We start from the raw sequence: 23,626 nt of genomic DNA, 5'->3' as shown, positions 1-23,626 counted from the left end.
TTTGCCTCCGACGGCTTAACCCCTTTTAAAAAAAAGGGTTAAGAATCCCAAAACCTTTTAAATCCGGCTTCACCGATGTGTAATCCTAAATTATAATAAACCGGGCATAAAAGTCACTGTTGCAGGAAAAGCGAGCATGATCCCAACCAAAACCACATAGGCAATCATGAAATAGCTGACGCCCAGAAAAACACGGTCGATTGAGACATCCTCGGCCATGGAAGCAACGATGAATGTCGTCACGCCTACCGGAGGTGTGATAGCCCCCAGAGTCGTTACAATAGTGATCAGAACGCCAAACCAGACCGGATCGTAACCCATGGCGCTGACAATGGGGAAAAAGATCGGGATGGTAATAAGCAGCAGAGCCAGAGCGTCCATGACCATTCCGCCGATCGCATAGATTATGCAGATAAGCAGGATAATCACTGTGGGGGGGATAGGCAGTCCGGCCACAAAACTAGCCGCCTCGAACGGAATACGGGTCACGGCGAGGAAACGCCCGAAAATAACCGCACCGAGCATGACAACCATGATCATGCAGGAGACCTTCAAGGTATCGCTTACGGCAGCGGCAAATCGCTTAAAGGTCATCTCCCGGGAAACCATACTAATCAAAAGCGCAAAGGCAGAACCGGCGGCACCGGCCTCTGTAGGAGTGAACCAGCCGACAAAAAGTCCGCCCATAACCAATATAAAAAGAATGATCATCTCAATGGAACCGGGCAGAGAAGCCAGTTTTTCCTTGAATGTAGCTTTCGGACCGGCCGGACCCCAATCAGGATGGGCAACACACATCAAATAGACCGTAAGCAGAAAAAGCAGGCAGAGCAGGATTCCGGGAATGACGCTGCCCATAAACAGCCGACTGATGGATTCCCCGGTCTGCAGACCGATAATGATCAGTACCACACTGGGTGGAATAACCACACCGAGTGTTGCTCCAGCGGCGACAGAACCGGTGGAGAGAACAGGATTGTAGTTGAATTTTTTCATCTCCGGCAGGGCCACTGTGGACATGGTCGCAGCCGTGGCTGTATTGGAGCCGCAAATTGCAGCAAAGCCAGCGCAGGCCAAAACCGTTGCCATGGCAATACCACCGCGTATATGGCCCATCCATGCGTATGCGGACTTGTACAATCGCTCATTAACCCCGGAATAGAAACATATCTGGCCCATGAGGATGAACAAAGGAATGACAGTCAATCCGTAAGAGGAAAAAACATTCCATATTTCGGTACCCAGCATCCCGTAAGCGGCTTTCAGGTTCAGCACTTTCGCAAAGCCGACAAACCCGATAATTCCCATGGCAAAGCCAACAGGTAAACGCAACACGAGAATAACCAGTAACAGGCAGAGGATGCCCAGAATTCCAACAGTAATCGGTTCCATAATTTTAAGCGGGATTAAACGGGTTTAAGCGGCTCTTTGCCGCGCAGAATACGAAAGATATCAAGCATAATCACAAAAGCCATGGACAGACAGCCGACAGCGACGGCAAAGACGAAAGGATGAAAAAGAATTCCCAGAGTCTCGGACACTTCTCCTATCTCACGCAGGAACATTCCCCATTTATAGGTCTCATTGGCACAAAAGATAAAAAAGACACAGGAAACTGCCCCGGCCAAAACATCAAGCAGTATCTGGACCGGACGCGGAAAAAGCCTGAAAAATAATCCTACGGCAATATGACTACGGTGAAGCTGCGAAAATCCTAAAGAAAATCCGGCAGTAACCGCTCCGAGGAACCCCATCAGCTCAAAGGTGCCCTTAACCGGAAGCCATACAGCACGCGAAACCATATTTGCGCAGGCCAGTACGATCATCAGGGTTAACGCCGCTCCGGCAATAACAGCCAGAATCCGACAGATCCAAATCGCTATTTTTTCCAAGTAATCAATCATGATATTTGAAACGCTTTATTTCGAAACAGCTCCAATACGCTATATGCGAAGCAGGCTGTAGATTTAAGGAATACGGCCGGTAAATGAAAATTTTAGCAGTTTCATTCACCGGCCGCACAATCATCACAAATTATTTTTCATATTTAACGCGGGAAGCTTCCACTTCTGAAAGCACGGCGTCTGCGTCAACACCTTTCGCTGCTGCTTTTTTCTTCCAATCTTCGATCAGCGGCAGAGTTTTTTCCTTAATGGTTTTCATATCGGCTTCAGACATCTTGATCATTTCAATTGAATATTTATCCTTGGCCCATGCAAGAGAATCCTTGACGTGCTGATCCATATATTTACCGGTCCATTCTGCCTGTTCGCGGCCCAGATCATTAAGTACTTTTTTTACATCATCGGGCAGGGCATTCCATGAATTTCTATTCATGATAATAGCAAAAGGATAAACAGCTGTGTTGGTTTCTGTCTCATAACGGCAGATCTCGGCAAAGTTAAGGTCCTTAAGGACTTCAAAAGAAGAGAAGAGACCTTTTACCACACCTTTCTGTAATGCTTCAGGAGTTGCCGACATGGGCATTGATACCGGTGTGGCACCGAGTGATTCAAGAATCTTGGACAGAATTCCTGATGCCCGCAATTCAAGGCCATTGAGATCGGCAAGAGAGCGTACAGGCTGTTTGGTCATGAGATTGGAAGGAGCAGAGGCAAACATGGTCAGAACCTTGAACTTACGGAATTCCTTGGGCTGAAATTTATTATAGAGATCCCAGAGTGCGAGACTGGCGGAATAGGAAGAGGTAAATCCCAGAGGCAGTTCAAACACGGAACAAAGAGGAAACACACCCGGATGATAAGCGAGGCTGATACAACCGATATCGGCCTGTCCCTGCATTACTCCGCGCAAGGTATTCTTGGCGCCAAGCAGGGTTGAACCGGGATAAGTCTGCACCTGAACCTTGCCACCGGTTCTTTTTTCAACTTCCTGCTTCCAACGCTCCATCTGGATGCAGGGAAAGGTCTTTGCAGGCGGAAAGTTTGCGTAACTCAGGCTTATCTCCGCAGCAGATGCAACAGCAAAAGACCCAAGCAAAGACACACAAAACATAAGAACAGTCAGAATTCCGGTCACTTTTCCGGTTCTCATCATCACTTCCTCCATTGTAAGTACTTATTGATTTACCAGCGAAGTAGGGCAAGGCAACTTCACAATAAAAAGACGGGGGTAACAATTACATATAAAAAGGCCCCCCGTAATAAACGGGAGGCCCTATCAAACAACTTACTGGCCCATATTGAGTTCGTAGGCCATAACCAGTGTCTTGCGGTATTTAATCCCCAATGATCCCGGATAAGTATTCATGAGGCAAAAGAGTTCATCCTCTCCATCATTATCAATATCGGCAACGCCGTATGAGGTAACGGTTCCTTTAATCCGGCGTGTCTTCCATGCCAGATTCAAACCGACTCCGTCCCAGAATTCAGCATGGATTTCTCCCTGCGAAAAATTCTTATAGTTGGAGAACACCTGCCCGGCGACAGAAAGGTCCTTATTCAAAAGAACTTCTTTTTTAGTTGGATCGGAGATCGACGCAACAGTTACAGGCATGGGTATAAAATAATTATGCTCCAACTTGCTTTTTTCGCTCACCTCATTCATACCTATCAACTTTGAAACAAGCTCAATAGAAACGGCTGAAGAGTTGTAGCTGTCGTTACTTTCGTAAAGAGGCTCCAGCTTTTTATCGTAAAGATTAATTCGACCATATTTATTCAAGACAATGATTTTATAGTCATCACCTTTCAGCGGCAGATAAGTCAGGTTAAAAACATTGGCATATTCGGGAACATTCATCTTGCGGATAGGTATCAGCTTACCATTGGCGAAAGTGTATTCAACAAGATGCTTGGAGTAAAATGTTCTATTGGGGTCAAAACGCTGGCCTACGAGTGCTTCGGTGAAGTTCGGAGGAGTTCTGACCACGGAAAGGAAATTCCGGTCACGGTCAAGCAGAACCTTCGCTGTTTTGCCTTTAAAAGAAATAATATAAGAAAGCGGTTTTCTATCTACTTCAGTACACAGCACAACCTCGTAAACTCCGTCACGATCCAGATCAATACCGCTGATACGCAATCCCGAAGCACGTTTTCCGAAATCGTAGGAAGCAATTTCTTTCAGGCGCTGCCCTTCAATGCTGAGTATTTTTACTTCGTGCTCAGTAAGGGCAACCAGATCCTTCTTACCGTCACCGGTCACATCCTGCACAAATCCGCCACGGTTAACGAACTTCATGCTCTGACTGCGCCAACGGCCCGGAGTCTGGGCTCCGCCCTGATATCTGAACTGAGGGTTAATTGTACTTTCAAGTACTTTTCCGGCGCCGGCAGCAGTAACAAATTCAGGATTCACAGGACTGTCAGGACGAGCTTCTTCACGCTTCTGCTCTTCCTCACTGGCTTTTTTACTACCCGGCTTCTGGAAAAGCTGACCTTTGATTTCTTTTGCAAGGCCGTCAATAGCGGGAATCAGACCGGAAATGGTAGTCTCAGCTGTTTTGGTCCAGGACTTGCCGTCACCATCAATCATGCGGACATCAACAGAAGCCTGCTTACCGGCGATGACGACTGACCCGATAGCGAGATAATCAACACCAAGAGTTTTAATCTTTTTTACTTCTTCAATTTCACCCTTAGGCACGTCAGATTCTTTCAAGCTGGAAGAACCGGCCATGGGCTCAAAATGCCCGGTCCAGTTAAGACGGGAGATGAGCATGGTCTGAACGCCGCGACTCAGATATTTATACTGTGCCGGACCATTAATCTCAAAAGGGTAAACTGCATAAGAGCGGGCTTCCTGCGCGAAAGCCGCTGTGGTCGCAAGCATGGAAAGTGCGACAATTAAAAAAATCATTACACGACGAAACGCCATGGATAATCCTCCGGATTAATTTTAACGCAAACATATACTTTAATTATAAACAATTACATGCAAAAAACTTAAAACAAGACATGTCATCCCGCCATGACGGAAACACTTATATTCGTGTAAGCGGGTTAAATGCTTGTAGCAGTTAATGCTTTGAGACGCAAAGTTAAAGATGGAAACAAGCCCCGCCGCCCCTTGTCAAACACGCGTTGCTGATTTATCTGTCTTGCTTCTGTTTACAAGGGTTTTGCGACTTTCTACAGTCCGGTCTGTACACTTTAATTTCTATCAGGCCATAATTTTACATTGTTTTACATTTTTTACGGCTCCCTGTTTTTACTCTACTCCTATTTCCAAGGCCGGTACTAATATTTATGAACACAGATTTGAGAACTTTCAGGCTGGTCTGTTCCCCGAAAGATGTACCCGCAGTTGAAGAGCTGCTCCGGGCGCAGGGCTTTGAATTCAGGCCGGAACCATTTTATTCCATGGCCCGCATTCTAGAGAAAGAACCTTTTCCGCTGGGTGAGTCGGTTGCTGCAAGATTCGGAAGGATTTACATTCAAGACCGTTCCTCCATGCTGCCCCCGCTTATGCTCGCCCCCGATGAAGGCGACAGGGTACTGGACATGTGCGCCGCTCCCGGCAGCAAAACAGGACTGCTGGCAAGGCTTGTAGGCCGCAGCGGTTTCGTACTGGCAAGTGAGCCGTCAAGTGATCGGCTGGCCCTGCTGCGACAGAATCTGCGAAAAGTCCAAGCTGTAAATACTGCAACTGTTCATTACGAATCTCAAAAGCTTCCACTGCCCCCATCAAGCTGGAAAACAATCCAGCTCGACCCACCCTGCAGCGGCTGGGGAACATTGAATAAAAACCCCAAAGCGATGGAAGTATGGAAAGGGGAAAAAACCGTCCCGCTGGTAAACCTGCAACGCAAACTGCTCTCCAAGGCATATGAACTGCTCGCTCCCGGAGGACGACTGGTTTATTCCACCTGCACCACAAACGTACAGGAAAATGAAGAGCAGACCAGATTTGCCGTTGAGGAGCTGGGTTTTGAATTATACAGCCTTCCCCGCCCCGAGGGTTTCACCATTGCCGACCCGCTCCTGCCTGAGACAGAAGGAGTGCTGAGAGTGGACGGATCAGGAGGCGGACAGGGATTCTACCTATGCGGACTGCGCAAACCCGGTAACGAAGAAGCGCAAATCCCGGATAGCTGCAACCCTCCGGGTAAAAAAATAAATTTGAAAAAGACCGAAATACCCGGCAGCGTAGATCTTTCTTCGCTTCCGGACGGTGAAATATATGAATTCAAAGGCAAAGCAATGTTCCTGAACAAGCACGCCCTTGAAATCCTTCCCGAAAAATTGCGCTGGCAAGGCTTTCACATCGGCAAAGTCAATCGGGACAAATTCAGGCCCGATCCATTTGCCCGCTGCCTGCTCCCGGAAAAACCGAACAGCTCAGCGCTTGTAATTGATAAACCGCAGGACATTACCAACCTGCTTGCAGGACAAAGCCTGCCCGCCCCACCCAAAGGAAAAGGTCCGGTGGGGTTATACTATAAAGACATGCTGTTAGGATTTACCGGAAAAAAAGGAACCCGGTTCATCTGGACAGATAAGTAACATAAGGATTTAACAAACAATGAATGGAACTAACCGCCGCTTCAAAAGGCTATTTGACCAGAAAAGCGGAAACTCACTGATTCTGGCCCTCGACCACGGAGCGAATGAAGGGATGATCGAAGGGCTCGGCTCTATCCAATCCATCCTTGAGTCACTCCCCGCTTCAGGCGTTCAGGGAGTAATTCTCAACAAAGGCTTGGCCCGCCATTACGGCCATCTGGTACCGCTGGATGTAAATCTCATCATCCAGCTTAATGCAGGCACAAGGCACGGCTCACCAGCATACAATAAGAACATAGTCTGCTCCATCACCGAAGCCCTGCGCCTTGGAGCCGACGCGGTTTCCATGCATGTAAACATAGGCAATGAGCTTGAAGACCGCATGCTTGTGGACCTCGGCGAAATAACTGATGAAGCGCACCAGTTCGGACTCCCGGTACTGGCAACAGTCCTCGCCCGCGGAAGCCAGATAGTAAATGAGCACGATTCCAGCCTAGTAGCCCACTGTATCCGCATCGGTGCTGAACTGGGACCGGATATCGTAGCCGTCTCATACCCCAACAACGGAGATACTTTTGTGAAAGCTGTGGCTGCCAGCCCGATTCCGGTCCTCGTGACAGGCGGACCGCTGGGACAGAATGTAGAAGGTGCCATGAACAACACCAAACAGGGGCTTGAGTCCGGCTGCAAGGGCTGCTGCATAGGCCGCAACATCTTCCAAACTGAAAACCCCATTGAAAGCCTTGAAAAATTCGCACAAATAGCACACAAAAAACCTGTTATTTCAGAAGATTAGAATTTATTTTAAAAATATTCAAATTTTCATTTGACAAAACAGGGTTACATCGGCAGTATCCCTCCTCGTGGCAGTGAGCAACACCGAATGGTGACAGACATTCAAGGGGCTTACGATAAACCACAAAGACAGTGGGCGGATAGCTCAGTTGGGAGAGCATCGGCCTTACAAGCCGAGGGTCACAGGTTCGAGCCCTGTTCCGCCTACCACCGTCAACAAGCGCAATATACCGCGCTTTTAAATATATGCGGAGCCGTAGTTAAGCTGGTTATAACGCCGGCCTGTCACGCCGGAGGCCGAGGGTTCGAGTCCCTTCGGCTCCGCCACTTTTCGCGGAGAAGCCATCAATCGTAAGATTGGTGGCTTTTTCTGTTTTAAACGCTGGTAAATTTCAGCGCCCCCTTCTTTAAGGTTGCGGAGGCTATATTCTTAAACCTCCGATTTGTTGCTCTTATCTTACCCAATTTGTTTGAGAAGAATATTGTGTCAGAAATACCTTTTTTCCTCACCAATCTCCTATAAATTTGAAGACATCGACATTTTATAGAATCAGGTAAATATCGAAGATCGGCACCGCAATGTTGACATGTAGTGGTTCATACTTGATCTGACAGTCCGTCTTTCTAATGGCCGAAATGTCCGTTCAGTTTAAACTCCATGCTTGCCGTTCTGGACAGCTTTCACAGCCTGCAATTCTTCCAATGAAGTGCGTCTGATGACGCTGTTATGGAAAAAGCCCACAATATAAACAAACGATTAGCTCCGGCTGTTTCCCCCCGGTAACGAAATGTTCATGAATTTGAAAAGAAATCCAAGAAAAAAAAGTGTGATATAATAATTATTTTCACTCCAAACACTAACAGGAAATTTCAATGAAAAATTTAAAATTTCGTCATCTTCTCGCCGGAGGCGTCCTCGGACTTGCCTTGAGTTTTAATGCAATTTATGCTCAGGCAAACGATCAGGCCAATGTCAGCGTCTTAAAAGCGACGCAAAAAATCGACCGCAACGGAGTACGACTTCCGTATACTGTTTTGCGAAGCGACATGCTCGATGGCTTGAAACCGAATCAAAACATGGAAGTCCGCAATGGCGGATTTGGTTCAGCAATGACTGCGCACCCTACCGTTGCCAATCAATTCTACGCCCTGACTGACCGCGGCCCGAACGCTAAATACTCCACAAAGGCATACGGCAAGGGGAAGATTTTTCCGACTCCTGATTACACCCCCCGCATCGGACTTTTCGAACTTCAACAGGACGGCAGTGTCAAACTCGTAAAAACAATCCTGCTCCGTCGTCCTGACGGAACACGCATCACCGGCCTTCCAAACTCATCTGCACTGGGCGGTACTGGCGAAACACCTTACCACAATGACGGCAGTCCCATTCTCAAAAACGGCGAAAAACCATTCAACAACGATGCATCCAGCCCGGACTATAATCCAATCCGTAAGGATGATTACGGTCTCGATGGAGAAGGACTTGTCGCTGTTTCCGACGGGACATTCTGGGTCAGTGACGAATACGGGCCCCACATGGTCCATTTTGACAGCGAGGGAAAGGAAATCGAACGCATCAACGCTTTCAGAGCCGATAAACGGTGCAAGGTCAATCTGCCTGCAGAATTTGCCAACCGTCGTCCCAACAGAGGGATGGAAGGCTTAGCCATTACCCCGGATGAGAAAACCCTGGTGGGCATCATGCAGTCCACCATGCGCAACCCGAACAAGAGTGTTCAAAAACTGGATGCCACCCGCATTGTCACAATCGATCCGCAAACAGGAGCTGTCTCACAATTCCTTTACAAGCAGGAAAAGACGGCAAACTCCAACTCTGAAATCGTTGCGGTTTCCCCAACGAAGTTCCTGGTCATTGAGCGTGACGGCAAATTTTTGAACAAGGACGCCAAAGCGCAAAAGCATGTGTATCTCATCGATCTTTCAACCGGAACTGATCTGGAAAAAGTGTCCGGCAACGGTTTGAAACAGGATGAGAAGCTTGGCCTTCTCATAAATGGCATGACCGTTGAACAGGCTGTTCAAAAAGGCGGCTGGGAAATGCTTGAGGCGGCTGGAATAAAGCCCGTTTCCAAGAAGCTTGTCGTGGATATGGTCAAAGAAGTCGGCTATCCGCACGACAAGATGGAAGGGCTCTGGTTGATTAATGAGACCACTCTTGGAGTCTTGAACGATGATGATTTTGCATCATGGTCCACCAAAGGCAAGCTGCATCAAAAAATGCTCAACGACACCATGATCGACGGCAATACGCTGTACATCGTCGACATAAAACTTGATTAAACGACCTGAATAAAATGAAAGAGAGTGGTCAGCGAAATTGCCGATCACTCTCTTTTCTTTAAGCATAGAAAATCCCATACAAGCACCCATCAGCTGAAAAAAATGATAATATTTAGTTTGGTGAATCTTCTAAATCATCAAATTAATTGAATTACTAAAACATACAGCACTCCTGTCACGCCGAAGGCCGAGGGTTAGAGTCCCTTCGGCTCCGCCATTTTTTAAGGAAAGGATACTAATCGTTTAGATTGGTATCCTTTTCTTTTTTGTGCATTGGATACATTGATAGAACTAGTTAATGGACACAATAGTTATATTTTTTTAGACTGCGCTATACGCCAGCATACCCCTTCCTCAAAAATGTATACTGGTTTTATCGACTTCTACATGTTGTTCTAATTTTTTTTAGAAGGAGTATGGCTATACATCTTCCCCTCAGCCCCAAACACACTTTCCAGATAATACGTGCGTTTGCATTATTTACAATAATCATTTTAGCATCAACACCTGCATTGGCAGATCTAGAAATACCCGTTTGGTGCTACTACAATGAACCTCCGTTCGCCATAGGACAAGATCAGGGACTGGAACATGATATAGTTAATCTTCTTAATGAAGAGTCAAAAGGACAATTCACATTCTACTTAGTATCAATGTCCAGAAAACGCCTTGATACATTTCTCAAAGCCGGCCGAACAGGAATTGCTTTATTTGTCAGCCCTATTTGGATGGAGGAAAAAGGTAAGGCAAACTTCGTATGGAGTCCCCCTCTGCTGCATGATAAGAATGAAATTGTTTCCAGAAAATCATTTCCAGTAAACTATTCAGGTCCTGAATCAGTTTACGGCCTTACCATTGCAGGTGTTCATGGACATAAATACAAGGATCTGGACTCAGCTGTAGCCCAAGGTAAAATAAAGCGTAGGGATGCTAAAAACATGGCATTAAATCTGCGTACAGTCATAGAGAACCATGGCAATGATTTCACAACAATACCAAAATCCACGCTGGGATACCTGCTTTTAAAATTTGGATACAAAGACAAAGCATACATATCTCCAACTCCTTTGGCGAAGTACACTCGTCACTTACTTCTTAACAATCCATCCCCAAAACTTAAAAAATTTATTTTTAACTTTGTAGCGAAATTAAAGAAGAATAAGAAATGGCGAAAAATAAAAGATACGTACCAGATACACTAACAATAAACTAACAAGGTCTATAGCTGGCGCTTACCCTCAATTCACCTTTCTTTAGCAAAAGCCCATAGTAAGGGCATTACATTCTATCAGAATGTTCCCCCAACTTTCCATTAACATCTCAACTGTCACGCCGGAAGCCGCGAGCCAAATCGACTTCGGCTCCGCCACTTTTCGCCAGAAAGCCATCAATCGTAAGATTAGTGGCGTGTTCTATATTTGCGGGATAGGACATAAGAGTGGGGAGTGTTGGTGGACAGGCTAGGAACTCAGGTCGCCGCCCATTCAATAGGGGACGGTTCGATAAAATCCCTGCTTGACGCGATCTCAAATGCGCGTGAAGCTAATAAAAAGATTGAGCAAAAAAAGGTTACAGAATTCTGCACCGAATGGAGCACATCGAGACCTGCCATCAGGATGATCTCCCCAGATTCGGCAAGCTGGCCGATCTGACCATCATTCAGGCACATTACAGATCTCGCAAATGAATCCTATAATCTGGATCATGAAACACAATTAGCAACCGGAAAAACACATATGCAACTGACTGTTTTAGTTGATAACAACACCTTCATCGATAGATACTTTCTTGGTGAACCAGGGCTGAGTTTCCACATTGCGACAAACGAAAAGAATATTCTTTTTGATGCCGGATACAGCGATGCTTTTATCCGCAACGCATCACGGATAGGTATCGACCTGCTGAAGCTGGACAGCCTCGTGCTCTCACATTCACACATGGATCACAGCTGGGGGCTCGCCCCGCTCTTTCAGCTTTTTTCCGAAGCAATAATTGAGGGTTTAGGCTCGCCGAAGCCGGAGTTCATCGCCCATCCTGATGTATTTTGCAGCCGCACTGCGGACGGTCTGCCCGAAATTGGTTCTTTCCTTACCGAGGCAACAATCAATAATTTCTGTTCCGTACAGCTGTCCAAAGATCCGCTCTGGATAACTGACGACATCGTATTCTTAGGTGAAATACCGCGCAAAAACGATTTCGAGAATCTTGATCCCATGGGCAAAGTCAGGACTTCCGAGGGAATCGATGACTGTTTCGTCAAAGAAGATTCCGCTATGGCTTACCGCACCGGCGAAGGACTGGTAATCATAACCGGATGTTCACATGCAGGGATATGCAACATAATTGCGCATGCCCGCGAAGTCTGCGGAGAAGAACGCATACTCGACGTGATAGGTGGCTTCCACCTGCTAGATCCTAAGCCCGAACAGGTTCAAGGCACTCTGGACTATTTCAGCAAGTTAAATGCGCAACGAATTTTTGCCTGTCATTGCACGGATCTGGCATCTAAAATCAAACTTTCCAGCGTTGCCAATCTATGCGAGGCCGGCGTGGGCCTTAGGCTAGACTATTAGCCTGCGCAGATTCCGGGCAATTATTCCGAATAAATACTCAGTGACATGTCTACCAGCTACCCAAAATCCATAAAAATAATAAACGAAGCATAGCAAATTATTACGTCACAACAGACACTTAAAGCACAAAACTGTTTGGTTATTTTAAAACTAAATCTTTATAATTGCGAGCAGATGCAGTTTTACATAGAAACTTTCTCACGAAAGAGAACTTAAGCACCGCTTAACGTGCTTAAATATATGCGGAGCCGTAGTTAAGCTGGTTATAACGCCGGCCTGTCACGCCGGAGGCCGAGGGTTCGAGTCCCTTCGGCTCCGCCACTTTTCCTGAAAAGGGTATCAATCTAAATGATTGATACCCTTTTCTCTTTTGGTATTTTGGACACAAGGGTGAGGATGAGACCGGACACAGCCGATTCTTAAGAACAAGCCCAAAAATCCAATATTCGTAGAATTGCGATGAGAACAAGTTCTGGATGACATGAAGCACACTCCTGAAGACACATTGTCCTGCTCTTTCCAAGAGCAGACTATTGCAACAGTTTCCTTCAACAATTCAATGCATTACATCCATAAATGCAGGTCAGTTTTTTCTTGGTAACCCAGGGGTTAGCCATAGAATATATACAGATAATGAAAACTGTGTAATAACCAGCTTAGTCAGAATTCTCATAAGTGAGAGCCAACCAAGGATATTAGCATGAACAACCGACCGGTCATCAGTATTTTATGTCTCTTGATGCTTGTTGCTTTTGCACTTCCTTTGCCTGCGTCAGCGCTGCAGGCTTCCAAGTGGCGCTTCCCTGCAGAGTTTGAACCGCATGAAACAGTTTGGATGGGGTGGCTTTCCAAGGAGTACATCAAGGGATTCAACACCGACACGGTACTTCTTGAAATGGCCCGCAATCTTGCGAAACATGTAAAGGTTCGCATCTGTGTTCCGAGTAAGGAACAAGAAAATCATGTCTTTTCCTTACTTAATGAAAATTCTGTGAATACTAGTAATATTTCTTTCTTCATCACTCCCTTCACTATGCTCTACTGGCGGGACTTCGGCCCCATTTTTACTGTAGATGATCGTGGAACTAAAAGCATTGCGGACTTTAATTTCAATTGTTGGGGCTACACCCCGGAATCTCATCCTCATGCCCGAATGATGGAACGCATTGACCGAGATGCGGCTAAATTTCTTGGGCTTTCCAGTCGCATGACCCGATTGATCAGCGAAGGGGGAAACCGGGAACTTAACGGCAAAGGCTCCATCATATTGACTGAAGCCTGCGAGTTTCAGCGCAATCCCAATCTATCAAGAGCTGACATTGAGGCGGCCTTGTCCCAGATGTTGGGGGGGACCAATTTCATCTGGCTTAAAAGCGGCATATTAGACGATGACCCGTACAACACTTCCACTTTACCCGGCCCAGACGGTAAAGGAGTTGCGTACCGTAGCGGATCAGCCAACAACCATACGGACGAATTTTGCCGATTTGTGGCCCCTGATACCATCCTGTTGGCTGAGGTAAGTGAGGAAGAAGCTTCCCGTGGACCGGTTGAAAAGGAGAACCGTCGGCGCATGGAGGAGAATGTTGCAATCCTCAAGCAGGCTCGCGACCAAGATGGTAAGCCGTTCAAAATTGTTCGTATTCCCATGCCCGAATTACAATATTTTACCGCCTCCCCCACCGATGCCGCTTATTTAAATTTGGCCTCGTTCCCCCAATTTACGGACGGAACAGTTTTTCCTTTTGGTAATCCGATCAAACTTATCCCTGCACAGAGTTATTGTAATTTTCTGATCACTAATGATATTGTTTTGGCCCAGAAGTATTGGTTCAAAGGGGCCCCCGAATCAGTCAGGAAAAAGGATGAACAAGCTCTTAAAGTGCTTCAAAGAATTTTTCCGAATCGCAAAGTGATTGCCATTAACACCCTGAGCATCAATTTCGGTGGTGGAGGCATTCACTGCACAACTCAGCAGGAGCCTGCAGTGCAAGAGTACACAAAGTAAACCTGGCTATTCCTGCCGTGAGCGGTTTGAGGTACCTATTTTAATCTCAACCATCACCAATCAAATTAATTGGCAATGCTCCTTCACGAATAGTTTCTTTCGTTGCGCCTCTGGAGGAGACTGCATCAAGAGCGCAAAAGATCATCAGCAAGTCCACTACGTCTACTCTCTTATTCTTTCTTAGAGTGAGTTCTTAAATTCTAATACGCTGTAGCAAGTTCACTTGCCTGTCACGCCGGAGGCCGAGGGTTCGAGTCCCTTCGGCTCCGCCATTTTTCAAGAAAAAGGATACTAATCGTTTAGATTAGTATCCTTTTTCTTTTTGGTGCCGCTAAAGCTTAACAAGGCAACCCAACTGATCTCCAGGCAGGGATATCCCAAGGTTATAATGCGAGGCTTTAAACCAACATACAATTAATTATAGACTTCCCTCGTATACTATCGGCATGTATATTGCTTAAAATTTTCGCAAATCCAAAACCGGAATAAAATACCCCATAAGGAAGTCTCCATGTCGTATATTGCAGCTTCTAACGAGAGGTCCAGAGATTTATCCCAGGCCAAAAAGCTGGATAAAGCAGATCTTACTATGTTCCATGTTTCCGAAGGTTCGGAAGAATTCTACCAATCCTATATTGAGGGCCAGCAAAAATTTCTTGAATGTCTTTATACCAAGATGCCTGATCCCTCCTGCAATCCATCCAATTCATCATATGCAACGATCGAGGTGAATGGAAATGTCATCTGCGAAATAGACAATAACGGTTTTGTGCAAAGCTCAAACGCAGCCCTCTCAGGGATTCAAAATGCTCTCCGTGGGAGTCAAAACTTATCGAGCGGTCCTGGTCTGGCTCAAGACAGGGCGGAAAAAATTGCCGAAACAATGGGGGGTGAAATAGTGAAATCGTCCTCTGCCATGACACAAGCCCAGTACGACAGCATTGCCAAGCCCAAAGCGAGCGTGGATTACGAGTCTATGAAATCCGACCCTATTTACTATCAACTCCAGCTACTTCAACAACAACGAGCTGAATATTTGGAAAACCAAGCACGCCAGGAAAGCTCGTAATGTGAGGACAGTCTTCCCACCATCTTGAAGGGTAATGAAGAGTGGCAGCCTTCCCAGTTGCTGGATCAGACTAAAGATTTGACTATCTGCTGGAAGTACATATTTTTATATTTAAGGGTATCTAGATGACGCAAGCTCGAAAATAAGTCTTTCTTGAATAAGAAAACAAAACAGGTAGCTTTTTGCTAATATGAAAATGTACAAATTAATATTTATATTACTTACAGTTGTTCTTTTGTCAGCCGCATCAAACCAAGTTAAGGCAGACGACATCAATATGGGAAACGGTGTGATTATCGGGTCTGAATCACGCCCGGAGAATTCGTCGGAAAAAGACATCACGGATAAATTCGCAAATCCTTATGACGATGTTAAAATCTCAGATGGAATCAGCACTGGAATTATCTCCAAGCGTGAAAAGAATGTGATGAATGACAAGCACAGAGATCAGGCGAAAGATAAAGGGACTGAAGTGGGAGTGGGACTCAGCTTAAGCTTTTAAAGTTCAGGAAGACACCGTCCGCCTCCTTATCCATTATCAGCCTTTGAAAGAGCGGCACGCAATTTAAAACAAAGCGAGTAGTTATTAAATCCGTCTTCAGGTATATTCATGACCTCAACGGCAAAATATTGAATAGAAACTTCAAACTATTCTAGAGCCAAGAAAGGACTCTTGCGAAGGACCGCAAAGGTAAGTTACATTATTTTAAATTTACTACTGTAAATTAACGTTCAAAGAAAAAAAGCTGGAGTATGACATGCTTGAACTCATGGATATCGGCCCTAATGTTCTAGGTCTAAAAATTCTGGGAAAAATTCAGAACGAAGACATACAGAAACTGATCGAAACCAGTGAAGATAAGTTAGAAAACTACGACAGGATTGCTATTTATATCGAAATCATCGAAATGGGCGGTATAAGCATCGATGCATTCTTTACAGATCTTAAATTCGCACTGCCCAACTTAAAAAAGTTTTCAAAAAAAGCGGTTGTATCTGAAAGCAAATGGCATGATAAGCTGGCAAAGGTCATTGATAAGCTTTTTTCATCCATTGAAATTCGACATTTCACCCCTGAGGAGCGTGAAAATGCGAAAAAATGGGTACTCGAATAATTTTTTAAATTTTGCGTTGATAACTTGAGAGAGTATTTTTGCCTCGCCCCTTGGGGCATATAGCTCATTTGTGAGAGCATAGGACTCATAGGACGAGGGGAACAGGTTCGAGTCCCTGCGGCTCCGCCACTTTTCCAAAAAGGGCACTAATCATAGGATTGGTGCCCTTTTCCTGTTTTTTGGCCGGCAAAATTGACCGAAAAAAATATTTATTTTCGAGAGTAAAAACGGCAGTTGGGAGGGGACTCTTTACAACCTCTTATTGATTTTATCCTGCCGAATCTGCCCGGGAAGCATATTGTGTCAATTTGAGCACATATTGCGCAAACTAGACTTAGAATCGCTCTGCAACATACCGTTAGCGAGTGAAAGTCTTTATGCAACATATTGAAATTAAATTTCTATCATTCCTCTTTTCGTTATTCGTAATGAACTCTGTATCGTTGCAAGACTATTTTCTCCAACTTGGTATACGGAGTGAAAGATGGACATGACCATTGGTGATTTAATCAAATTTAATGATTTTCTGGATTCAACAATCGATCTAAAGAAGTTAGATGAGGAATTTATTACTTTAAGACAAGTCGAGCTAGGTGGTATATCCAAAAATTCCGATGTTAAATGCCTTCCTTTTATTGCATTAAGTTATGCAAAATTATTGGAACTTACTGTTTTATTGGCAGGAAAATATGCCGACAATTGCCAGATCACGGATTTTGGGGATCTTGTAGTAAACCCCAGGCACATCGACGTTTGCATCTTAAATACTAGATTGATAAAAGAAGATTATGGCGTCACTGACAGCGTTCCTATTTGGTTCAGGAAGCAAGTACATAAGTGTATTGAATGGCAATACTCTGAAGATCTGGGCAGAATGGTCGTTGATCCATCTTTGCTCTTTCCTTTTGTTGAAAAAGGTCTACTGCTAAGGATCGTAAAAAAAGAAAGACATAGAAGATTGAGCGATCAGTTCCGGGATAGCATTCCGGTTGCTGCTCAGTCAGCTTTTTCAAAATATGTTGCAGAGGAGCCCCTCTGCGCGCATACCCCAGTAAAAGTAGTTAGTTGCGGGAACGCAAGGATCGAGTGTCTCGATGTTGCATCCTGGCTTGCCAGCAGCACAGTATTAAACATAGTTAAAGACTCCCTAAAAAACGATCTTATGAATGTGTTGTGTGGAGTACTGTCGGATGATTACCTGAAATCAATTAATAAAAAATTTGAAAAGGCACATAACTCTCTAGACTATATAAACATGGGAAGAAAAAATTTTGTTAATTTCCCATATGATGAGGAGGTGCCCATAGCAGAGTGGACGGAGATCAATAATACCTTATGCCATTTCACACTGGATGGTTATGGTCTGATAAATTCAGAATTAGATAAGCTCTTTTCCAATCCATTTTACAAAAGCCCTTTTCTGAAACGATTATCTACCCCGTCATTCGGCCATCTAGCGGAATTTTAATTATAAATTTTGTTCCTTTCCCAAGAGAAGATTCCACGGACATCTTCCCATTGTGCTGGTCGGTAATTATGAAATATGAAACCGAAAGCCCAAGCCCCGTTCCTTTGCCTACTTCTTTGGTCGTGTAGAAAGGTTCAAATATTCTTGACTGGGCAGACTCATCCAGACCGGGACCGTTGTCCTCAATTTCAATAACAGCCATATTATCCTGACGGTAAAGACGGCAATGAAAGCTGGGGCTCTCAGTTGTATAGTCTTTTTCAAACATTGCTTCAGCACCGTTTTTGAACAGATTAAGAAAAACCTGCTGCAATTCATTGCCTTCGCAAATCACTCCGGGCATGTTTTTCTCATAATCACGCACCACTTTGATCTGCTTGAAGTCGTAAAATCTCTTTAAATCATAATCATTGGAGGCAAGCTCCAAAGTTTTGTCTATGAGGGATGACAAGTCTAACTTTTCCATTCTCTTGTCACTCTTACGACTGAAGCTGAGCATGTTATGAACTATAAATGCTGCCCGCTTGCCGCTTTCCCGTATTCCTTCAAGCATTTTGGATATTTTTCTTTTTTCAAGATATTCCTGCAATTGTTCAAGTTCGACTCCGCATTCTCGAGCGGCTATTTTGTTTGAATCCATGGTTGAAAACAATCGATTGTGAACATTATATACGTTCCCCAGAATACCGGATAAAGGATTATTTATTTCATGAGCCATTCCGGCAGCGAGCCCACCTACTGACATCATTTTCTCGGATTGCACAAGCATCTGTTCAAGATTGACACGGTCAGTCACATCATCAATGCGGATAACCGCGCCCTGTATGCCATCTGCAATTAAAGGGTAGACCGTCATGTCCTCGTAAATGGTTTGACCGGCCTCCTTGCGTACCTGCTTGTTTTCTGCCTGCACTGTGCGCGAACTTATGGCTGCGCGCACTTTTTCCATCTCAAGTGCAAGGCGCGGCGAAACAGCCTCAATCTTTTTCCCAAGAGCTTCCTCTTTGGATAAACCGAAATCGTTTTCAGCCTTGAGGTTCCATTGTGTAATTATTCCATCCGAGGTTACGCCGATTATAACTGAAGGCATGGAATCGATAATGTTTGAAAGATAGTTACGTAATGCCAGCACTTCATTTTCAGCGTTTGTGCGAATCTCCACTTCCTCTTCCAACGCATCTGCCATTCTATTAATGGAATTTGAAAGTTGCCCAAATTCTCCCTTTGAATATGGAAGCTTGGAACGTGCTTTTAAATCCCCGACTTTCAGGCGTTGCGTTACAGCCAGAAGATCAAGCATCTTGGTGTGGATTAGGCGATGGCCGAGAAAAATGGCAAAAAGCACTGAAAAAAGAAACCCCACTCCACTCAGCACAATATATGAAACAGTATACGCATCTACTCTTTTTATGAGCACCTCACGAGGTATGCCCACGATAATATTGAGATATGGATTACTTTCACTGCTACCCGCAAGACGTCGCACGGTAAATACCATGTCGACTCCATTTTCATTTTTCGCACTGAACATTCCGGCTTTCTTAATGCCAAAAATCCGCTTCCCGACATCAGCCGTAATTGGTGCTCCAATTTTATGTCCGTTAAGAGGGTAACGAAACAATTGGTTTCCTTTATGGTCTATCAACCCGACAAACGACCCCGGCGGTAAAATCATATGTTGAAATAAAGTGTCCAGACCTTCTAATTTTAAAGATGCGACCAAAATACACACCATTGCACCTGCATCATTATATACAGGATATGCAACTGGAAGTATTTGTAATTTACTAACTCTCCCTGTGGAAACCTCTCCAATGGAAAAATGTCCACTATCCAAAGCAGCAATAATTTCCTTACGCTTTGAAAGGTCTTTGGGCTTTTTAAAGGGTAAGGCTGAGGATATCGCGAACCCATCGGTCCCCATCATTGCAAAATTTGCGTAAGCCGGATTAGCGTTAAGGTATTTTTTAAATAGTGAATTGCAAGCATTTTCATCCAACGACTGGACAGCTTGAGATTTACCTAAGTTGGCCAGAATCTTCTTAATCCGCCGAAGTTCCTGATTTTCCGTAAACGCATATGACTCTGTCAGCTGGAGTGCCGTATGTTGCGCGTGCTCAATTTCATCCGCTCGCCGTTCAATACCGATAAAAATCAACATAACAAGCATGGGGAGCACCCCCAACATTGCTACCAGAACTAAATTGAACCTAATTGAATGACGAATCCGCATTGAGCTGTGTCCTTAATCGTATGTTTTAAACTAGACAAAATATTCATTAAGTTTTTTTTAAAAAAAATTACACGACAAAAAATTTTACAAATCATAATACACCGGAAATGACCTAAACTATAACCCATAAAATCGATTAATGTCTAAGGATTCATTAAATAGAACATTGACACAACAGTCACACCCGGATTCATTTTCAGACTGAATACAGTGCAGAATGAGAGACTTCACAAAATACCATTTAAGAACATTGCTAGAACAATTTATCTAAAGTAAACTTCTGCCATGATAAATTGGAAGCGCTATTCAGAACGCTGGTATGCAGGTTACGCCTTTCAGGGGGCGGTCGTACTCGGAATCATTCCAATCCTTCTACCGCTGGTTGTAGCCAAGGCAGGCGGAGCGGCGCAGGCTGGTGTGGTAATTGCCCTTTTCTATGTCGGCCAATTACTGGCTCCTGTAATCGGAACTTTTACCGACCGTTCCGGTTTGCACAAAATAGTTTTCCTAAGCGGTTTCGCTATGCTCGCTCTGGGACTGGCTCTTTTTCCGGCAACATCGAATCTACCCTTCTGGCTGCTGCTGTCCATGCTGCAGGGAGCAGGTTCCGCAGCCTCGAACACTGTTTCCGCCATGTTTATTGTGGAATGGCGCCCCAAAGAAGAATGGGATCAGCGCGTAGGCTGGCTCCAGACTTTCTACGGAGCCGGACAGGCCATCGGACTGGGACTTGCCGCGCTGCTTCAGATGACCCCGGAACTGGGGCTCATATTTTCAGCGCTGCTGATGATTCCGGGTTTCATATTCGGACGCATGGATCTTCCGAACACTGCGCGGAGCACTCCTCTCGAAACCCCGAAACTCGATAGACGCCAACATATGGCATCTCGGTCCGCCCTGCCGCAAACCCATCATTACGAACGTTTCAACGCCGACCACATCGTGCTGCTCGCACGAAAGGCAGAAACACCCTACGGCAGATTCATCCTCAGCTGGTTTATGATCCAGTTCGGCACATGGATAATTTACAATCTCTACCCGCTTTTCATGAAATCCGTATACTCGATCGATGCGGGTCTTTCCTCTGTATATTATGCCCTTGCCGCATTTATCGGTATATTCGCTTACGCTCCCTCCGGGGCGATCGGCAAAAAGATCGGCGACGGAAAGGTCGTCATGATCGGCACAATTATGACTCTCATATCGCAGGCCGGACTGGCTGTACTCGCCTACGTTCATACAGGCATAAATTCATGGCTGGCACCGGTCATGTTCATTCTTCAGCCTGTGGCATGGTCGCCGCTGATTGTAGCGGGAACAGCATACGCCGCGCAATTATCCGAAATGGAGGAAGGACCAGCTGTGGGAATCTTCAACGCGACGACCGCCATCTCCGCCGTCCTCAGTGCTTTCGCTGCCGGATTTCTGGCCGAAGGATTGGGATATGCGACCCTGCCCGCCATAGGCGCGGTTCTGGTGCTGGCCGGTACCGTAGTACTCTTCCCTATAATGAACAGGACAGAGCAACCCCGCAAACTTTAGAAAACTATAGCCCCGGAACAACTATGTTCCGGGGATTTTCTTAATACTCTTCGTAATAAGCGGGATGCTGATCCTTGCGTCTTCCGTCCGGTCTGTCCAAGCTATTAATGGTGTCCATTTCCCCGGCGCTCAATTCAAAATCAAATATACTAATATTTTCCTTCTGCCGTGATGGGGACGTGGCTTTCGGAATAGGCAATGCTCCCAGTTGGACATGCCAGCGAAGGATAACCTGCGCCACACTTTTAGCGTGATTCTCGGCAATGGCCTTTATGGACGGTTCCTGCATTGCTGAATTATCACGGCCCAGCGGACTCCACGATTGGGTGATTATACCATGCTGATCGTGCCATTCCCGCTGCTCCCGCTGGATGAAATACGGATGCAGTTCAATCTGGTTGACCGCCGGAACCACCCCGGTCTCATCAATCAAACGCTGCATGTGTTCCGGCAGAAAATTGCTGCATCCTATGGAACGGACCAGTCCTTTCCTGCGGGCTTCAATCAGGGCCTGCCATGCCTCTACATATAAGTCCTGACTGGGATTAGGCCAGTGGATCAGGTAAAAATCGTAGTAATCAAGCCCAGCGCGATAAAGGGACTCCTCAACGGAATAGTAGGCTTCCCTGTAGCTGTGGCGCAGGCCGGGAACTTTTGATGTCACCAGAATCTTTTCACGTGGGACCTCGCTACGGCGGATGGCCTCACCTACAGCGCCTTCATTTTCGTACTTGAAAGCAGAATCCAGCAACCGGTATCCGGCCTTGAGGGCGTTGACCATCGTCTCCACTCCGGCGGAACCATTTAGTTTATAGGTTCCAAATCCAAGCGCGGGAATTACGTTACCGTCATTCATCTTCAATTGAGGTACGGAAATATCGTTCATGAAAAATCTCCCTTTCAGATTATTGATCGAGATCATTATCGTTAAGATTTATTTGTACAGAATTTAAAAACAAAATATATACTCAATGCAAGTTATCCATGTTATTTTTTTTTATTAAAACCAATCAGCAAGTGGTGAATTTCCATGATCGAAATATTCAGAAGAGCTGCAGCACTTATTCTGATCTGCCTCGGCGGTTACCTGATGCTCTGGGCCGGAGGGCGTCTGCTCGTCGTATCTTTGCATACAAGTAAGGAAATACAGGGCCGGCAAATAAGCGTAACCAATCCGCTGTGGTCCGAACTTGTCTCGGAAATAGAAAATCCGGGGGAGCATCCGGAACTGAAACAGAGAGAGTTCGGCATGCGTATAAAAAAATTCATTTTTAAGCCGAACTATCCTCCGTTCGATGAGATCAGCCATTACCCTGAACAGGCGGTTTATATCTCCATTAACAACGGCCAAAAATATCTACGGATATATGCTGACTATGCCGGAGATATCTACGGCATACCGGAGCAATACAAATACCCGTATTTTTATTACGGAATAATATGCATTCTAGCCGGGTTCGCCATTTACTTCGTCATACCCCGCCGCCAATACGCAAAAGAGGAGCTGCATTATCCACGAGGAGCGGCAGTCACCGGACCGGACATGCTGGGGTTGATCATGACTCCCTTTTTTTTCCTGCTACCCTTTCCTATTGTCCGGGGAATGGATTCTCAGGCCAGTATCCTGAGCATCTCCGGAGGCTGGATATGGTTAACCGGGGCAATGTGGTTCATGGCCGCGATTTCCGCTGTTCTGCTTCTGACTGCCCTAAAGTACAGTGACCTGTCCTACCGGATAACCGACCGGGGACTCCATGTAACAAAGCTGGGTAGAAACAGGCTCATCAAATGGGAAGAAATCGAATATTATAAAAATTACCGAACCAGATTAAGCGGCAGATTATCTACGCTGCTACTCATTTTCGGATCCGGTCTGCAGGCTGTGGCAGCAGGATTAATGCTCCGCCATCGGGAAGAATGGGGCATCCTCATACAGCCCTGTAATGGCAGGGCAATCAAGATAATGGGTAACGAGCTGGATCGATTTAAAGATATTGTTCATGCGTTAAAAGTAAACAAAGTGAAAAAGAAAAATCGCAGATAATCACCGAAAGC

At 45.5% G+C, this 23,626-nt stretch carries 19 protein-coding genes and 3 tRNA genes; 16 read left to right on the top strand and 6 right to left on the bottom strand.

Annotation, left to right across the window (positions count from 1 at the left end; translation table 11 throughout):
• Nucleotides 1–90 precede the first annotated feature (90 nt).
• The 4 genes from ACKU35_RS06510 to ACKU35_RS06495 all read right to left on the bottom strand — a co-directional run bounded on the left by ACKU35_RS06510 (nt 91) and on the right by ACKU35_RS06495 (nt 4,836).
• Nucleotides 91–1,392: a TRAP transporter large permease gene (locus ACKU35_RS06510; RefSeq protein ID WP_319764262.1), complete on the bottom strand. Its 1,302-nt coding sequence runs from the start codon at nt 1,390–1,392 to the stop codon at nt 91–93.
• Between the two features lie 14 nt (nt 1,393–1,406).
• Nucleotides 1,407–1,904 carry a TRAP transporter small permease gene (locus ACKU35_RS06505; protein WP_319764260.1) on the bottom strand — a complete coding sequence of 166 codons (498 nt, stop codon included), beginning with the start codon at nt 1,902–1,904 and terminating at the stop codon, nt 1,407–1,409.
• Nucleotides 1,905–2,034: 130 nt separating this feature from the next.
• Entirely contained in the window at nt 2,035–3,057 is a 1,023-nt protein-coding gene (locus ACKU35_RS06500; protein ID WP_407944198.1) for a TRAP transporter substrate-binding protein, read from the bottom strand.
• A gap of 132 nt (nt 3,058–3,189) precedes the next feature.
• Nucleotides 3,190–4,836, bottom strand: a complete 1,647-nt coding sequence (locus ACKU35_RS06495) for an FG-GAP-like repeat-containing protein (protein ID WP_319764258.1) — start codon at nt 4,834–4,836, stop codon at nt 3,190–3,192.
• Nucleotides 4,837–5,207: 371 nt separating this feature from the next.
• Between ACKU35_RS06495 and ACKU35_RS06490 the strand changes: the two genes are divergently transcribed.
• The 14 genes from ACKU35_RS06490 (at nt 5,208) to ACKU35_RS06425 (ending at nt 17,796) form a co-directional block, all read left to right on the top strand.
• Complete coding sequence (locus ACKU35_RS06490; protein WP_319764255.1) at nt 5,208–6,464, top strand: RsmB/NOP family class I SAM-dependent RNA methyltransferase; 1,257 nt, start codon at nt 5,208–5,210, stop codon at nt 6,462–6,464.
• Between the two features lie 19 nt (nt 6,465–6,483).
• Nucleotides 6,484–7,260, top strand: coding sequence for a 2-amino-3,7-dideoxy-D-threo-hept-6-ulosonate synthase (locus ACKU35_RS06485; RefSeq protein ID WP_319764253.1), 777 nt, complete (start codon nt 6,484–6,486; stop codon nt 7,258–7,260).
• Nucleotides 7,261–7,393: 133 nt separating this feature from the next.
• Nucleotides 7,394–7,469, top strand: a tRNA-Val gene (locus ACKU35_RS06480).
• Between the two features lie 40 nt (nt 7,470–7,509).
• Nucleotides 7,510–7,586: transfer RNA gene (locus ACKU35_RS06475), tRNA-Asp, on the top strand.
• Between the two features lie 546 nt (nt 7,587–8,132).
• Complete coding sequence (locus tag ACKU35_RS06470; RefSeq protein ID WP_319764251.1) at nt 8,133–9,563, top strand: esterase-like activity of phytase family protein; 1,431 nt, start codon at nt 8,133–8,135, stop codon at nt 9,561–9,563.
• Nucleotides 9,564–9,979: 416 nt separating this feature from the next.
• Nucleotides 9,980–10,765 carry a transporter substrate-binding domain-containing protein gene (locus tag ACKU35_RS06465; protein WP_319764249.1) on the top strand — a complete coding sequence of 262 codons (786 nt, stop codon included), beginning with the start codon at nt 9,980–9,982 and terminating at the stop codon, nt 10,763–10,765.
• Between the two features lie 249 nt (nt 10,766–11,014).
• Nucleotides 11,015–11,215: a hypothetical protein gene (locus ACKU35_RS06460; RefSeq protein WP_319764247.1), complete on the top strand. Its 201-nt coding sequence runs from the start codon at nt 11,015–11,017 to the stop codon at nt 11,213–11,215.
• An 84-nt stretch (nt 11,216–11,299) separates the two neighbouring features.
• On the top strand, nt 11,300–12,136 hold the full coding sequence (locus ACKU35_RS06455) for an MBL fold metallo-hydrolase (RefSeq protein WP_319764245.1): 837 nt from the start codon (nt 11,300–11,302) through the stop codon (nt 12,134–12,136).
• A gap of 244 nt (nt 12,137–12,380) precedes the next feature.
• Nucleotides 12,381–12,457 (top strand) — tRNA-Asp (locus tag ACKU35_RS06450).
• A gap of 379 nt (nt 12,458–12,836) precedes the next feature.
• The gene (locus ACKU35_RS06445; RefSeq protein ID WP_319764243.1) at nt 12,837–14,144 is read left to right on the top strand and encodes an agmatine deiminase family protein; all 1,308 of its coding nucleotides are present in this window, start codon (nt 12,837–12,839) and stop codon (nt 14,142–14,144) included.
• Between the two features lie 511 nt (nt 14,145–14,655).
• A complete protein-coding gene (locus ACKU35_RS06440; RefSeq protein ID WP_319764241.1) occupies nt 14,656–15,213 on the top strand; it encodes a hypothetical protein in 558 nt (185 codons plus the stop codon).
• Nucleotides 15,214–15,490: 277 nt separating this feature from the next.
• Nucleotides 15,491–15,715: a hypothetical protein gene (locus tag ACKU35_RS06435; RefSeq protein ID WP_319764240.1), complete on the top strand. Its 225-nt coding sequence runs from the start codon at nt 15,491–15,493 to the stop codon at nt 15,713–15,715.
• Nucleotides 15,716–15,971: 256 nt separating this feature from the next.
• The gene (locus tag ACKU35_RS06430; RefSeq protein WP_319764238.1) at nt 15,972–16,328 is read left to right on the top strand and encodes an STAS/SEC14 domain-containing protein; all 357 of its coding nucleotides are present in this window, start codon (nt 15,972–15,974) and stop codon (nt 16,326–16,328) included.
• Nucleotides 16,329–16,812: 484 nt separating this feature from the next.
• Nucleotides 16,813–17,796 carry a hypothetical protein gene (locus ACKU35_RS06425; RefSeq protein WP_319764237.1) on the top strand — a complete coding sequence of 328 codons (984 nt, stop codon included), beginning with the start codon at nt 16,813–16,815 and terminating at the stop codon, nt 17,794–17,796.
• On the opposite strand, the gene ACKU35_RS06420 is transcribed toward ACKU35_RS06425, so the two are convergent.
• Nucleotides 17,762–19,966 (bottom strand): ATP-binding protein, encoded by a 2,205-nt coding sequence (locus ACKU35_RS06420; protein ID WP_319764235.1) that lies wholly within the window; start codon nt 19,964–19,966, stop codon nt 17,762–17,764. The two genes, ACKU35_RS06425 and ACKU35_RS06420, sit on opposite strands and share 35 nt — an antisense overlap.
• 348 nt (nt 19,967–20,314) lie before the next feature.
• On the opposite strand from ACKU35_RS06420, the gene ACKU35_RS06415 reads away from it, so the two are divergent.
• On the top strand, nt 20,315–21,571 hold the full coding sequence (locus ACKU35_RS06415; RefSeq protein WP_319764233.1) for an MFS transporter: 1,257 nt from the start codon (nt 20,315–20,317) through the stop codon (nt 21,569–21,571).
• 40 nt (nt 21,572–21,611) lie between these two features.
• Here ACKU35_RS06415 and ACKU35_RS06410 read toward each other — a convergent pair whose 3' ends face one another.
• Nucleotides 21,612–22,457 (bottom strand): aldo/keto reductase, encoded by an 846-nt coding sequence (locus tag ACKU35_RS06410; protein WP_319764231.1) that lies wholly within the window; start codon nt 22,455–22,457, stop codon nt 21,612–21,614.
• Between the two features lie 144 nt (nt 22,458–22,601).
• On the opposite strand from ACKU35_RS06410, the gene ACKU35_RS06405 reads away from it, so the two are divergent.
• The gene (locus tag ACKU35_RS06405) at nt 22,602–23,615 is read left to right on the top strand and encodes a hypothetical protein (protein WP_319764229.1); all 1,014 of its coding nucleotides are present in this window, start codon (nt 22,602–22,604) and stop codon (nt 23,613–23,615) included.
• Nucleotides 23,616–23,626 lie beyond the last annotated feature (11 nt).

It is taken from the genome of Maridesulfovibrio sp. (assembly GCF_963676065.1).
Lineage (GTDB): Bacteria > Desulfobacterota > Desulfovibrionia > Desulfovibrionales > Desulfovibrionaceae > Maridesulfovibrio.
Note: the sequence above shows the minus strand (reverse complement) of the source record. Positions and strands in the feature narration are given on the sequence as shown.

Coding starts and splice junctions, on each gene's coding strand:
- ACKU35_RS06510 (WP_319764262.1), bottom strand. CDS start 1,392: ATGGAACCGATTACTGTTGGAATTCTGGGCATCCTCTGCCTGTTACTG.
- ACKU35_RS06505 (WP_319764260.1), bottom strand. CDS start 1,904: ATGATTGATTACTTGGAAAAAATAGCGATTTGGATCTGTCGGATTCTG.
- ACKU35_RS06500 (WP_407944198.1), bottom strand. CDS start 3,057: ATGATGAGAACCGGAAAAGTGACCGGAATTCTGACTGTTCTTATGTTT.
- ACKU35_RS06495 (WP_319764258.1), bottom strand. CDS start 4,836: ATGGCGTTTCGTCGTGTAATGATTTTTTTAATTGTCGCACTTTCCATG.
- ACKU35_RS06490 (WP_319764255.1), top strand. CDS start 5,208: ATGAACACAGATTTGAGAACTTTCAGGCTGGTCTGTTCCCCGAAAGAT.
- ACKU35_RS06485 (WP_319764253.1), top strand. CDS start 6,484: ATGAATGGAACTAACCGCCGCTTCAAAAGGCTATTTGACCAGAAAAGC.
- ACKU35_RS06470 (WP_319764251.1), top strand. CDS start 8,133: ATGAAAAATTTAAAATTTCGTCATCTTCTCGCCGGAGGCGTCCTCGGA.
- ACKU35_RS06465 (WP_319764249.1), top strand. CDS start 9,980: ATGGCTATACATCTTCCCCTCAGCCCCAAACACACTTTCCAGATAATA.
- ACKU35_RS06455 (WP_319764245.1), top strand. CDS start 11,300: ATGCAACTGACTGTTTTAGTTGATAACAACACCTTCATCGATAGATAC.
- ACKU35_RS06445 (WP_319764243.1), top strand. CDS start 12,837: ATGAACAACCGACCGGTCATCAGTATTTTATGTCTCTTGATGCTTGTT.
- ACKU35_RS06440 (WP_319764241.1), top strand. CDS start 14,656: ATGTCGTATATTGCAGCTTCTAACGAGAGGTCCAGAGATTTATCCCAG.
- ACKU35_RS06435 (WP_319764240.1), top strand. CDS start 15,491: ATGGGAAACGGTGTGATTATCGGGTCTGAATCACGCCCGGAGAATTCG.
- ACKU35_RS06430 (WP_319764238.1), top strand. CDS start 15,972: ATGCTTGAACTCATGGATATCGGCCCTAATGTTCTAGGTCTAAAAATT.
- ACKU35_RS06425 (WP_319764237.1), top strand. CDS start 16,813: ATGGACATGACCATTGGTGATTTAATCAAATTTAATGATTTTCTGGAT.
- ACKU35_RS06420 (WP_319764235.1), bottom strand. CDS start 19,966: ATGCTTGTTATGTTGATTTTTATCGGTATTGAACGGCGAGCGGATGAA.
- ACKU35_RS06415 (WP_319764233.1), top strand. CDS start 20,315: ATGATAAATTGGAAGCGCTATTCAGAACGCTGGTATGCAGGTTACGCC.
- ACKU35_RS06410 (WP_319764231.1), bottom strand. CDS start 22,457: ATGAACGATATTTCCGTACCTCAATTGAAGATGAATGACGGTAACGTA.
- ACKU35_RS06405 (WP_319764229.1), top strand. CDS start 22,602: ATGATCGAAATATTCAGAAGAGCTGCAGCACTTATTCTGATCTGCCTC.